Source organism: Blautia sp. CGZ-1-C1, assembly GCF_056504575.1.
In genome coordinates, this window is the sequence record NZ_JBWLUT010000090.1 from 1 (window position 1) to 13,146 (window position 13,146).

The 13,146-nt window shown below is 40.3% G+C and carries 15 protein-coding genes and 3 pseudogenes; 16 read left to right on the plus strand and 2 right to left on the minus strand.

The genetic code is table 11. The features are described from left to right. The 10 genes and pseudogenes from AC058W_RS07260 to AC058W_RS07305 all read left to right on the plus strand — a co-directional run. A pseudogene (locus tag AC058W_RS07260) lies at positions 1-350 on the plus strand (hypothetical protein); the annotation flags it as partial. A gap of 1,294 nt (positions 351-1,644) precedes the next feature. Next, positions 1,645-1,941: a hypothetical protein gene (locus AC058W_RS07265; RefSeq protein WP_117674929.1), complete on the plus strand. Its 297-nt coding sequence runs from the start codon at positions 1,645-1,647 to the stop codon at positions 1,939-1,941. A gap of 21 nt (positions 1,942-1,962) precedes the next feature. Next, positions 1,963-2,472, plus strand: a complete 510-nt coding sequence (locus AC058W_RS07270) for an RNA polymerase sigma factor (protein WP_117674928.1) — start codon at positions 1,963-1,965, stop codon at positions 2,470-2,472. A 1-nt stretch (position 2,473) separates the two neighbouring features. Next, on the plus strand, positions 2,474-3,127 hold the full coding sequence (locus tag AC058W_RS07275) for a zf-HC2 domain-containing protein (RefSeq protein ID WP_479389899.1): 654 nt from the start codon (positions 2,474-2,476) through the stop codon (positions 3,125-3,127). Positions 3,128-3,315: 188 nt separating this feature from the next. Next, positions 3,316-4,170: a YitT family protein gene (locus tag AC058W_RS07280; protein WP_118419922.1), complete on the plus strand. Its 855-nt coding sequence runs from the start codon at positions 3,316-3,318 to the stop codon at positions 4,168-4,170. A gap of 90 nt (positions 4,171-4,260) precedes the next feature. Next, positions 4,261-5,574, plus strand: coding sequence for a Na+/H+ antiporter NhaC family protein (locus AC058W_RS07285; RefSeq protein WP_118136119.1), 1,314 nt, complete (start codon positions 4,261-4,263; stop codon positions 5,572-5,574). Positions 5,575-5,727: 153 nt separating this feature from the next. Beyond that, a complete protein-coding gene (locus AC058W_RS07290; protein WP_118136117.1) occupies positions 5,728-6,369 on the plus strand; it encodes a MerR family transcriptional regulator in 642 nt (213 codons plus the stop codon). Next, a complete protein-coding gene (locus AC058W_RS07295; RefSeq protein WP_019163048.1) occupies positions 6,350-6,667 on the plus strand; it encodes a YbjQ family protein in 318 nt (105 codons plus the stop codon). Before AC058W_RS07290 ends, AC058W_RS07295 begins: the two co-directional genes overlap by 20 nt. A gap of 92 nt (positions 6,668-6,759) precedes the next feature. Then, positions 6,760-7,095 (plus strand): hypothetical protein, encoded by a 336-nt coding sequence (locus AC058W_RS07300; protein ID WP_019163047.1) that lies wholly within the window; start codon positions 6,760-6,762, stop codon positions 7,093-7,095. Positions 7,096-7,152: 57 nt separating this feature from the next. After that, positions 7,153-7,581, plus strand: coding sequence for an SseB family protein (locus AC058W_RS07305; protein WP_019163046.1), 429 nt, complete (start codon positions 7,153-7,155; stop codon positions 7,579-7,581). Positions 7,582-7,699: 118 nt separating this feature from the next. On the opposite strand, the gene AC058W_RS07310 is transcribed toward AC058W_RS07305, so the two are convergent. Then, on the minus strand, positions 7,700-9,067 hold the full coding sequence (locus AC058W_RS07310; RefSeq protein ID WP_118419923.1) for an MATE family efflux transporter: 1,368 nt from the start codon (positions 9,065-9,067) through the stop codon (positions 7,700-7,702). A gap of 207 nt (positions 9,068-9,274) precedes the next feature. Here AC058W_RS07310 and AC058W_RS07315 point away from each other — a divergent pair, with 207 nt between their 5' ends. After that, positions 9,275-9,733 carry a ferritin-like domain-containing protein gene (locus AC058W_RS07315; protein WP_026649487.1) on the plus strand — a complete coding sequence of 153 codons (459 nt, stop codon included), beginning with the start codon at positions 9,275-9,277 and terminating at the stop codon, positions 9,731-9,733. A 112-nt stretch (positions 9,734-9,845) separates the two neighbouring features. On the opposite strand, the pseudogene AC058W_RS07320 reads toward AC058W_RS07315, so the two are convergent. Then, positions 9,846-10,031, minus strand: a pseudogene (locus AC058W_RS07320) (DUF6783 domain-containing protein); the annotation flags it as partial. On the opposite strand from AC058W_RS07320, the pseudogene AC058W_RS07325 reads away from it, so the two are divergent. The 5 genes and pseudogenes from AC058W_RS07325 to AC058W_RS07345 all read left to right on the plus strand — a co-directional run bounded on the left by AC058W_RS07325 (position 10,005) and on the right by AC058W_RS07345 (position 13,066). Then, positions 10,005-10,115: pseudogene (locus tag AC058W_RS07325) on the plus strand (DUF6783 domain-containing protein). The pseudogenes AC058W_RS07320 and AC058W_RS07325 sit on opposite strands and share 27 nt — an antisense overlap. Before the next feature lie 391 nt (positions 10,116-10,506). Beyond that, the gene (locus AC058W_RS07330) at positions 10,507-10,890 is read left to right on the plus strand and encodes a LacI family DNA-binding transcriptional regulator (RefSeq protein WP_479389900.1); all 384 of its coding nucleotides are present in this window, start codon (positions 10,507-10,509) and stop codon (positions 10,888-10,890) included. Continuing rightward, positions 10,887-11,078, plus strand: a complete 192-nt coding sequence (locus tag AC058W_RS07335; protein ID WP_479389901.1) for a hypothetical protein — start codon at positions 10,887-10,889, stop codon at positions 11,076-11,078. The genes AC058W_RS07330 and AC058W_RS07335 overlap by 4 nt, the downstream gene beginning before the upstream one ends. 116 nt (positions 11,079-11,194) lie before the next feature. Further along, entirely contained in the window at positions 11,195-11,491 is a 297-nt protein-coding gene (locus AC058W_RS07340) for a substrate-binding domain-containing protein (RefSeq protein ID WP_479389902.1), read from the plus strand. Between the two features lie 345 nt (positions 11,492-11,836). Then, positions 11,837-13,066 (plus strand): ABC transporter substrate-binding protein, encoded by a 1,230-nt coding sequence (locus AC058W_RS07345; RefSeq protein ID WP_118136111.1) that lies wholly within the window; start codon positions 11,837-11,839, stop codon positions 13,064-13,066. Positions 13,067-13,146: the final 80 nt, after the last annotated feature.

Genomic DNA, 13,146 nt, shown 5'->3' on the forward strand with positions numbered 1-13,146 from the left:
TTCACGAGAACGATTATCATGTCATGCATATCAGTTATGTGGCGAACCGGATCGTGTATCTGGATCAGGAGGTTCGCAGAACCTCTTATTATCTTACAGATGACGGATACAATCTGATACTTTCCACTCTTGAAATAGAAAATAATATGAAGTTTACCATCCATGAAATGATCTTTCGGATGCATCTGGAAAAGCAGAGCTATGATAAGGCTGTGGATGAGATTTAGAATGTCCTTAACCTGATGCGCATCCAGCTTCAGAAGATTCAGGAAGCCATGGGGAAAATTCGCAGAAATGCCCTGAATTATTCGGTAAAGGATTACGAGGAAATCCTTCTGGAGAATCTGGACTATTTTTTAAGACCCTTATTCAATCGGGAGCCGGACAAGGTTTATAATCTGAATAACGAACTGATTCCTGTGGCTGCAGAAGACCATGAGCCGGTTTCGGAGAATCTGTCTGCGCAAGAATTAAGAAATTGCAAGGGAATTCTGATCAGGGATTATAATCAGAAGATACGGGAAACCAGACAGAAGAAGGAAGAACTGGTGCGCACGTTGAATAAGATTGTCCGTATGGAAAGCTTTCAGGATGATTTTTACAGAAAACCTCTGGAACAGATGCTGGAACTTTCCGATGATGCAGTGCGTGTCCTGACTCAGTTAAAAACTACAGTGCAGTCCTATGACAGCCTTATGGAGAAGTTAGAGGTCGATATTTCTGTAGTAGAGAGGGAGAAGGAACGTATCACAGAACTTCTGGAGGATTATGTGCGGGAAATCCACAGTAATCTTGGAAAAATTGACCATAATTCAACCATCACCATCAGGGAAAGAAATATCAAAATGTTAAAGATCCAGCTTCCGGACTGGGAAGAAAATGCAGGGCTTTATCGTCTGAGATTGGAAGATTTTATTGATAAGATCACCATGGAAGGCGTGGAACTTTTCGAGAAAAATGAGAACGCACAGGAGTTTTTCGGCTCCGGTATCACTACCAGAAATCTCTATGATCAGGTGGTAGGAATTGGAAATGTACAGATCCATCTTTATAAGATTGAAGCCCAGAGAGAGTATCCGATTACCTGGAAAGAGGTTTCCAGAAACTCAGGTGGAGAAGGATTTTTGTCTGCATTTGTAATCCTGTCCAGCCTTCTGTATTATATGAGACGGGATGACACGGACATTTTTGCAGATAAAAATGAGGGAAAGGTTCTGATCATGGACAACCCGTTCGCGCAGACCAATGCCTCCCATCTGCTGATCCCTTTGATGGATATGGCAAAAAAGAGCAACACACAGCTTATCTGCCTTACCGGTCTGGGCGGAGAGTCCATATATAATCGTTTTGACAATATATATGTGCTGAATCTGATCGCTGCAAGTCTGAGAGGCGGTACCCAGTACCTGAAAGCTGAACACAAAAGAGGAAAAGAACCGGATGAACTTGTCACTGCGAGAATTGAAGTGGGGGATCAGATGGAGCTGTTGTTTTAATCGAATCAAGTAAGTCCCCTGCAGAGACTGCGAAAAGCAAACAGCAGGGGATTCTTTTTTATTTTTCTGTAACGTTTCTTCTGTCTGTGACTTAGTTATATAGAAAGACATCAGATAAAATAATGATACAGCAGACAGGAGGATTATTATGAAACGATATTTAGGAATATTCATTCTGACAGTTGTGGTTGGTTTATCAGGTTGTGCATCCGATACAGACAGTGATACCCAGGTGAGCAGCCGTGCATATTCAATGCAGATGCAACAAAATCAGAACCGTGTTCAGACATTCAATGGAAGAAGACAGATCAGGTCGTCAGATGGATCTATGTGGACACCGCCGGCAGGGTCATATCAGGATAAAGATGGTTATATTCTGGATAAGGATGGCACCACGATCGGTCAGACAGGACCATTAAAAATCCCGAAAGATGCAGTAGGATAATAAAAAATATAAGGGGCAGGAATGGAGAAATCAGAAATCGAAACAATCTATAGGAAGTATTTCCATGATGTCTTTCTCTATATCCGGGCACTTTCCGAAAATGAAAGTCTGGCAGAGGAAATCACCCAGGAAACATTTCTGAAGGCAATGAATAATATTGAGAAATTTGACGGCCGGAAGGATATCCGCGCATGGTTATTTGTAATTGCGAAGAATACATATTTCCGCTATTGCAGACGAAACAAAATCTACGTGGGCGAAGAATTTTCAGAAATAATGCAGGATTCCATGCAGGATACATCCCCGGCAGTACTGGATCAGATCGTGCAGGATGAGACAGTTCGGAATCTCAAACGCTATGCAGAACTGATACCGGAACCCTACAGGGAAGTATTTCATCTGCGGATATATGGTGAACTCTCCTTTGAGCAGATCGGAAAATGCTATCAGAAAAGTGCAGGGTGGGCAAGAGTAACCTACCACCGTGCACGCCAGATGATAAGAGCACAGATAAGTCAGGAGGAAAAGTAACATGGAAAAAATAAACTGCAACGTGATACAGGATATTCTGCTATTGTACATTGAAGATGCAGTAAGCGAAGATACAAAAGAACTTGTAGAAGAACATCTGCAAAACTGTGAAATCTGCCAGCGGGTATACCATGAGACAAAGGCAGACCTTGAAAATGATATGAAAATCTATGCGCAGACAAAAGAAAACAGCAATGAAGCAAATGACCTGAAGAATTTCAGGAAATTTTTAAAGAAAAAAAAGACAAAAACAATCCTGCTTTCCATAGCAGCAACCATAGTTTGCTTTTTGGCAGTGTTTACCTTTATGAATAAACATGTCACATATATCAACTACAAAGATGCCGGGATTACTATTGTTGAGGATAATAAAGATGAAGTAACATATAGAATGAATATAAAAGGAAATTATCGCTGGAAAACATCTTTGGACAGAGAAACAGGTGTAATGACTATCCATTTTGAACAGAGCTTGTGGGAAAAATATGTAAGCTGTATTTTTTATCCATATGATCAATTTCATGAGATTCTGAAGAAAGATGAGATAAAAGAAGTATATGTAGATAAGGATGGAACTACAACAACAATCTGGGAAGCACCGGAGGAAGAACAGAAGGCCTATTTATCTGAGAAACATACAGAACCGTTAGGATAAAATATTAGAACATTTTTCAAACATGTTCGAATATATGAAAGCGAATTTTATAGCAGTCCTATAGGTTATAAGGATTTACAAAGGGGGTGTCATGGAAGACAGCCTCTTTTTGTAATTGCCAATGGACATTCTCTTTCTATATGTTACAATAGAACAAGAATATGGAAAGAAAGACAGGAAATCTAACTATGAAAAAACAACTAAATTATGCAGATATCATAAAGGAAGCACTGATCCTGACAGGTGCGGTAGCGATCATTGCGGCAGCAGTTTATTTCTTTCTGGTGCCGAGCCATGCCTCTGTAAGCAGTATCTCCGGTCTTGGTATCGTGCTATCAAACTTTGTACCCTTACCACTGTCTGTGATCACCATGATTTTGAATGTGGTACTTCTGATCATTGGCTTTATCACCTGCGGACGCGAATTTGGTGTAAAAACGGTTTACACCAGTATCGTTCTGCCCTTATTTCTCGGATTATTCGAGAAATTATTTCCGGATTTTGGCTCTATGACCAATAGTCAGGAACTGGATGTGCTGTGCTATATCCTGGTAGTCAGTGTAGGACTGAGCATTCTTTTTAACAGAAATGCATCCTCCGGCGGACTGGATATTGTGGCAAAGATCATGAACAAATATCTCCACATGGAACTGGGAAAAGCAATGTCTCTTTCCGGTATGTGTGTGGCTCTTTCCGCAGCGCTGGTATATGATAAAAAGACAGTGGTGCTGAGTATACTGGGAACATACTTTAATGGTATGGTTCTGGATCACTTTATCTTTGACCATAATATCAAGAGGCGTGTCTGCGTTATCACTCAGAAAGAGGAAGAACTGCGCAAGTTCATTATTGAAGATCTGCACAGCGGAGCAACAATCTATGAAGCGACAGGTGCCTATAATATGAAGAAACGCAATGAGATCATCACGATCGTAGACAAAACAGAATATCAGAAGCTGATGGCTTACATCAATAATGAAGATCCAAAAGCCTTTGTGACAGTTTACAATGTATCGGACATGCGCTATCAGCCCAAGCTGTGATAAATACTATGGCAGGAAAACTGAGTGTATGATAAAATAGCAGAGTGATTATATAACCATAAAGAGATTATGGTAGAAAGAGGATAAAAGATGAAAAAAGGAAAAGGAATTGCCCTGCTTCCCATTGGTGTATTTCTTGTATTATACCTTGGACTGGGCATTTTGTTTGAGTATGTGATGGAAATCCCCATGGGATTTTATAATGTGCCTATTGTAGTAGCATTTCTGGCTGCGATCCTGGTTGCCTGTCTGCAGAACAGAGCACTGGATTTTGATAAGAAACTGGAGATCATGGCACAGGGAGTAGGGGATAAAAATATCATCACCATGCTTTTGATCTTCCTTGCAGCAGGTTCCTTTGTAGGGGTTGTGGGAAGAAGCAGTGCTGAGAGTGTTGCATATTGTATGCTGAGTCTGATACCTGCCAGATTTTCAGTTTCTGTGCTGTTTGTAGTTGCCTGTTTTGTGTCTGTGGCTATGGGAACCTCTGTGGGAACCATTACCCTTCTGACACCCATCGCAGCTGCAGTTTCCACAGCATCAGGATTTGATCTGGCATTTTGCGTGGCTTCTGTTATGGGCGGAGCCATGTTTGGAGACAATCTTTCTTTTATTTCAGATACGACGATTGCTGCATGTAATGGTCAGGGATGTGAGATGAAAGACAAATTCAGGGAGAACTTCTGGATCGCTCTTCCGGCAGCCGGCGCCACACTGATTTTAATCCTGATCCTGTCATTTCAGACAGAAATTCAGGGTCGTGTGCTCCAGCCCTATCATCTGACACAGGTAATACCGTATGTGCTGGTGTTGATCGGAGGAATTGTTGGAATCAATGTATTTGTGGTATTGCTGACAGGAATTGTATCCGGAGCATTTATCATGCTGATCGGAGGACATATCACACCTGTAGAGATCCTGAAAAATATGGGATCCGGTGTATCCGGAATGTTTGAGACCTGTATGGTGGCAATTCTGGTAGCAGCCATGTGTGCGCTGATCCGTGAATATGGTGGATTCGATGCGCTTCTTGGCTGGATCCATAAAATTTTCCGCGGAAAGAAAGGCGGACAGCTTGGAATGGGACTTCTGGTAGGAACTATGGACATTGCCACTGCCAATAATACAGTGGCAATCGTAATGGCAAACCCTATCGCAAAGGAAATGGCAGAGGAGTATGGAATTACACCGAGAAAGACAGCTTCCATACTGGATACTTTTTCCTGTGTTTTCCAGGGAGTGATTCCCTATGGTGCACAGATGTTGGTTGCAATCTCAGCAGTGAATGAACTGGGTGGTGAGATTTCTGCATTTCAGATCATGCCGAAATTATTTTATCCTATGTTATTGCTGCTCAGTTCTCTGATCACAATTATGAGAGGTTCAGACCGTACAGGAGCTTAAAAGATTCCCCCTGCCGGAAGCTATATTTTTTTCAATTTCTTTCAAAAAATACTTGACCTTCCTCCTTGTGGAAGCAGTATAAAGGAAGCACAGACAGGGCAGTAGAGTAGCGGATAGGCTGTATCTGCTGTCAGGAAAGCAAGAGGTAACAGAATGAAGATCAAACAGGTGGAAGAGCTGGTAGGCATCACCAGAAAGAATATCCGTTTTTATGAAGAGCAGGGCCTCCTGAATGTGGAGCGTGCAGAGAATGGATACCGGGAATATCATACGGCAGACATTGCCAGACTTCAGGAAATCAAATTATTCCGGAAGATGGATATTTCCATAGAAGAGATGAGAGCTCTTTTTGAAAAGAGGAAAAGCCTGCAGTTCTGTCTGGAACAGCACCTGAGAGAACTGGAACGCCGCAGGGAGGGCCTTGTGAAAATGCAGGAAATGTGTGAGCGCCTGATTACAGAGCATCAGTCCCTGGATACCTTAAATGCCGAGAACTGTCTGGAAGAAATCGAGCAGATGGAGAAAGAGGGTGCAAGGTTTATGGATATAAAGAAAACAGATATCCGTAAGAAAAGAAGGACAGGAGCGATCATTGGAGCAGTAGTCATGATCTTGCTTATGGGATTTGTGATTGGGCTTATGTTGTGGGCAAATACACAAGATCCCATACCGACCGGACTGCTGATATTTCTGATCGCCATACCGGTTGTGATCATCGGAGGAATCCTGGCAGCACTTGCAGGACGCATGAAAGAGATTGAAGGAGGAGAAGAGGATGAAGCTTCTAAGTATTGAATATATCCCGGGTGTGGAGTTTGAGGCGCTGGGAATTGTAAAGGGAACCGTTGTACAGACAAAAAATGTAGGAAAAGATTTCATGGCAGGGATGAAGACTCTTGTAGGCGGAGAAATCACTGGCTATACGGAAATGCTCAATGAGGCAAGACAGATTGCCACCAAGCGTATGGTAGATGAAGCCAAAGAGATGAATGCGGATGCTGTGATCGGTGTAAAATACGGCTCCTCCCAGGTAATGTCAGGGGCTGCAGAAGTGATCGCATATGGAACTGCTGTGAAATATAAACAGGATTAAAAATTAAGAACAAGAGCAGAGAACGCAAAAAGAGATCTTAAGTAAGTAAAGCAGAAAATCCGTAATGAAGGCTGGGAAAGGAAATTCAATATATGAAGATTGAAGGAAATCAGAAGGAATTAGACGCAATGGCTGAGTTTCATAAAGGAAACCGTGCAGAGGGTTTGCGTCTGCAGGAGGAATTCGCGGCAGAATTTCGTGAAGAATACAAGGAGAAGGATCACTGTTCCTGCCAGAAGGCCTGTCGTTATCACGGAAACTGCAAGGAATGTGTGGCAATCCACAGAGCACACCAGGAACATGTTCCGAACTGTATGCGGCCTCTGCTCAATAAGAAGCTGAAACTGTTATCAGAGCTGACAGAACATACGCTGGCAAATGAGATAGAGGCACCGCATGAGATCCTGAGAAAGCCATCAAAAAGCTGAAAAATTTAGAAAATACACTGGAAATAAAACGATGAAAGGCATAAAAGAGATATTAATATGAGTGATAATAAGAATGTAAATCAGGATAAAGGTCTTCAGGGAAATGAAAAAATAGAGCAGGCGATCGCTGCTCTGCAGCAGGAAGCCACTCAGGAAATGCTGGCACATACACTGACTGTAATCCGTAGACGAATGAGAGAAAACGGCCAGTTTATCCTTTCAGTAGAACCGCCCACAGGAGACAACCAGCTCCGGATCGGCACAGTGAAAACCGGAGATGGAAAAGTCTGGTGGGCGGCATTTACAAGCTTTGAGGAAGAACTGAAAGGCGGCGGAAGCGTACAATCCACTTTTCTGACAGACATAGATCAGCTTTTTCATTCAGCATTACAGGTAAATGAGATTGAGGGAATCATCCTCAACCCATGGAACCGGACGATAATGCTCGATAAGAACCTGATTAATATTATATTGGGAAATATATGAAGCTATGTAAAGAACTCTCATGTTCAGTTAAATAAAAGTCCTCATTGTTTATCCTTTTTACAATTTCTGCAAAGTTATGCGATAGTTAAAAATGGATAAATACTGAGGACTTTTCTGCTTATCGGGAGTTTCCCATTTTGTTCAATTCAGGCAATATTGTAATCAGCATGGTAATAAAACACAGAGAACCACCGATCACATTGGATACAGGCTCTGCCATAAACACGCCATCTGTGCCCATGTGTAATCCATAGGGCAGGAAATAAGTCAGCGGAACCACGATAAATACTTTACGAAGCAGGGAGAAAAAAATCGCCTGCTTTTTTTTATTTAATGATTTAAACACTGTTTGACCAATATACTGCAGATCCATAAAAATAAAGGCTGCAAAGTAAAGTTTCAGTGCAGGAACTGCATCCTTTAATAGCAGTTTGTCTGAACTGAAGATCCCGATCAGAAATTCAGGGGCAATGAGAATGACGCTCCACATGATACCTGTATAGATCAGAACCATAATGATCAGAACAACCCCTGCTTTCTTTACCCTGTCAGGACGTCTGGCTCCGTAATTGTAGCTGAGAACAGGAGAGGTTCCCTCATTGATCGCATGGATAGGCGTCTCCACCATCTGGCGAACACTGGATATAATAGTCATGACAGAGATATAAATATCACCGCCTGTCACGGAAAGAACATTATTGCAGCAGATACTTACCAAGCTGTTAGTCAGCTGCATGATAAATCCGGCAGACCCCAGACTGATGATATCCCTGGCATGTCTGGTGCACTCAGAAATCTCATTTATATGAATCCATCTTACCTTCAATTCTGATTTTCCATGAAGAAAATAAAATACAAGCAAGGCAGAGAGAATCTGAGAGATGACAGTAGCAATCGCTGCACCCTTAATCCCCATATCCAGAACAAAAATAAAAATCGGATCAAGAATAATATTTGCCACTGCACCGACTGTTACTGACAGCATACCGATAATGGCATATCCCTGTGCATTGATAAAAGGATTCATTCCTGTTGCTATCATGGAAGGGAGAGTACCCAGAAGGTAAATCATCAGATAGGGATACGCATAAACCAGAGCATCATCTGAAGCACCAAACAGAGTCAGTAAGGGGCGGGCAAAAAGAAATCCGATCAGCATCAGCACAGCAGCACTTCCACATAACATGGTGAAAGCAGTATTCATGATCATGTCAGCAGTCCTGGAATCTCCTTTTCCGCGGTTGATAGAGAAAATTGGTGCACCTCCGGAACCAAAGAGATTACTGAAAGCAGTAATGATCATGATGATCGGAAAGCATAAGCCCACAGCGCCAAGTGCAGTTGTTCCTATATCATGGATCCTGGCGATATAGATACGGTCCACAATGTTGTATAAAAGATTCAATATCTGCGCTACCAGCATGGGAAGCGCAGCGCTTAATATATTGTTGGTTACAGTTCCGTTTTCAAAATCAATTCGTTTCATTATAAATCTTCCTAAGTTCAAAAGTCTTATCGTGCATATAAGTATATCATAAAGTAAACAGAAATTCACTCTGATACAGTGGTATTGGAACAAAATATTCTCTGAAATTGTCATAAGTCATGATACAGAGAATAAAAAAGCATTTTTTATCCATACTATTTTCATGTAACAAAATACAGTATTTCTTAAAAAAGGAGACAACAGACTATGATTTTAAAAGAAAAGGAACGTTCAGTAATCGAAGATCTTCAGACACAAGAGAAAAGCTGTGTGGAAAAGTATGGAAAATACGCAGAACAGGCCAGAGACCCGGAGCTTAAAAATCTTTTCCGGAATATCCAGCAGGAAGAACAGAAGCATTATGAGTCTTTGTCAATGATTCTTTCCGGAAGTGTGCCTGAATGTAACTGTAATGACAGATCAGGCAGAGACTATCAGCCAAAAGCAGTCTATACAGCCATGAGTTCACCGGAAGATAAACAACACGATGCGTTTCTTGCAACAGACTGTATTGGTACAGAGAAGCTGGTGTCAGGAACATACAATGATGATGTATTTGCCTTTGGCGACAGTGGTGTACGCAAGCTGCTGGCAGATATCCAGATTGAGGAGCAGAATCATGCGGAGATGCTGTATAAGTATAAGACTGTGAATGGAATGGCATAAGAAGTCTTAAGGCATTGAGCAGAGTAGCATATTGGGAAAAATTCTATACCAGGACTGCTATAATTACCTGACAGGAGACAATTGGTTTTGACTGTCTCTTGCCAGGTACATCTTATTTTATAGAAAATATGATGGTATAAATGTTGGGATATTTTATGAAAAATTTTGTAAAATTTGTCATGATAAAAGCCATAAGATAATTGCTAGAGCGTGTTTGAAAAATCATTCCCATAATCTGCACGCCCCACTTTGCGATATATTTTGCCAAAATTTGTTTTCCGTAGCTCGCTACGACGCCCTTATTTGAACAAAATCTCCTACAAATTGTGATGCACATTTTGCGGAAAGCATTTTTCAAACACATTCTAGGAATTCCGATTAGTTACGTAAGGTGTAATAGTGAATTTTGGCAGGAATGAATAAGAATTTTTTATAAATACTTGAATGAATATGGTAAATATAATACACTACTCATTAGTGGTATATTATTTATTAGTAATGTATTATATTTGTTGGAGTATTTGTATTGGATTTTTTTGGTCTGATAATATTAAAAATAATTTATTTGCAGAAGGTATATCTTTAGATGATGAATTTCAGGTATCTTCTAAATGGAGTTAAGAAATCCCAAATTTTAGAAAATTTGCTGATTTATTACTTAAATCGTTGTTTCTTAATGTTTGACAAGTTCTAAGTTTAAATATCTCATCGTGTATGCTTGAACAAATTTGGAACTTGGGAATTTAATATCATAATATGAAAGTGTGGAAAAAATGGCAGGGATTAAAGATGTTGCAAAAATGGCAGGAGTAGGTGTGGGAACAGTTTCAAGAATGCTTAATGACAGTGGATATGTTTCTCTGGATACGAGGGCCAAAATAGAAGCTGCTATGAAGGAATTGAATTATACACCGAATGAACTTGCCAGAAATCTGTATTATAAAAAAAGCGGCATAATTGCGGTACTTGTACCGAATGTATCCAATCCTTTTTTTGCTGAGTTTGTTGATTGTGTAGAAGGGGAACTGCGCAAAGCCGGCTTCAAAATTATGTTATGTAACACATTGAAAGATGTAAAGGCTGAAGCTGAATATCTGGATTTGCTGAACGGACGTATTTGTAGATGGGATAATTGCGGGAATGTCTTCTTTGGATGAAAGTTGAGTATTCTAAAATTCATAAGCCGATTGTTGCGCTTGACAGATATCTGGGAGAAGAAATTCCGGTAGTAGCTGTGGACCATAAAATGGGTGGACGCCTGGCAGCAGAAGTGTTGCTGCGTAATGGCTGCAAAAGTAATACTTCATTTCAGAAGTACTGCAGAAAAAGAGTCTTTATATCATGATCGTCATGCAGAATTTCAAAAAATTATGGATGAGCAGGGAATAGAAACCTATTGTTTATGATCTGGACTGGCGGCGTTTGGATATTCAGTATTATCATCAGGTTGCAGAAGAAGTTATGGAAAAAAATCTGAAATTTGATGGTGTGTTTGGTGTAGACCGACTGGCTATTGAATGCATGAATGGATTGATCAGGCAACACAAAAAAATCCCGGAAGAGGTAAAAATAGTTTCTTATGATGGAACGTATATTACAGAATTGGTAGAACCGCAAATAAGTACAATTGTTCAGCCCATTGACAGAATGGCAGAGGAATCTGTAAAAAACCTTTGTGAGCTAATTAATGGAAAAAAAGTGAAAAATAAAAAAAGTATTTTAATACCTGAATTCCGTAAAGGCGGAACAACAGTATAAACAGATGTCATACGTGCGTTGTGCATTTGTTACAAAATAAAGGATGAAAAATAAAAATAAGTACAAAATATTTGGACATAATTTATAAAAAAAATAAAAAAACCATAATTGGATTGACAAAAGCTACAAAAAGGTTATAATGAAATCAACAAGACGAAGAAAACAAATTTTTTAAACAATGTGGAACGCGTTCCATATTGTAAAACAAAATTTGTTTTCCCAATGTTAACCCGTAAAATTAGATTACTCCGGAGAATATCTAAAGCGGTTGAAGCAGTATGTAAATGGAACGGCATGATATTTAATATCATGGAATTTAGAATCTTTAAGAATAGGAGATTAAAAATGAGAAAAAAGATTGTTAATTCATTAATTACAGCAACTGTGATTGGAAGTATGCTTACAGGAATGGCAGTTCCCTGTTTTGCAGGTGGGAAAAAAGACGGTGGAAGCAGTATTACAGTTCTTGTAGAAAGTGGTTCACCTGCAGAAGCACTTGCCAATAATACAGCAGCTGATTTTGAGAAAGAAACAGGCTGTAAGGTTGTTGTTGATGCTGTTGCCTATACTGGTATGTATGATAAGCTTTCTACCGAAATTAAAGCAGGACAGGCTGCTCATGATGTTTCATGCATGGATTTTGTATGGCTGGCAGCTTTTGCTGATGCAATCGAACCAATTACAGATGCAGATACCAGTGATTTCCTTCCAACGCTGGAAGAAAGCGGAACAGTAGATGGTAATCTTCTGGGATATCCGATGTGGGTAAACGCTAAGATCCTTATTTACAGAAAAGATCTGATTCCGGAAGATAAAGTGCCAAAGACCTGGGATGAATATAAAGCACTGGCAAAAGAAATGAAAACAGACGATATGTACGGAACAACAGTTTTTGGAAGTGGTTCTGACGCAGTTTGTTCCTTCCTTGATTTTGCCTGCCAGGCCGGTGCAGATGGATTAGTATATGACAAGGATGGAAATGTAAATATTACAGATCAGCCATATGTGGATGCGCTTGATTTTATGGTTGAAATGGCAAATGAAGATTGTACGCCATCAGATTCTCTGGCTACTGCTTCTACAGAGTCTCAGGAACTTTTCAATAATGGTAAAGTTGCAATGCAGTTGAACTGGAGCCATCAGTATCCTGCAGCTGTTGAGGCACTTGGAGCAGATAAGGTGGGATGTGCACCAATGATTGCCGGCAGTGCAGGAGTAGGAGCAACCACAGGTCCATGGTATGAATGTGTAATGAAAAATTCTGAGAATAAAGACATGGCACTGAAATATGTAGAATATATGTACGATCATAATGCAGATTATATGAACGGAACCCTTAAAATTGCCGGCAGAACTTCTGTTTATGAGGAAGCTGGAAAAGAGGCTGGTAATGAGCATACAACAGCAGTTCTTGACACATTGAATGAAAAACAGTCTCAGCCAAGACCTATGATTTCAACCTGGTCACAGGTAGAGCAGGTTCTTACAGGTGTTGTAGAATCCTGTCTTGGTGGAGCAGATGTGAAAGAAACCCTTGAATCTGCAAAAGAAGAGATTGAGGCAATTGGGAAGTAAAGTGACAAAGTAATAAAGAAAAAGCAGATTGCAGACATCTACCAAATAATAAAAAATGTAATTAAATCAAGGGTGATTTT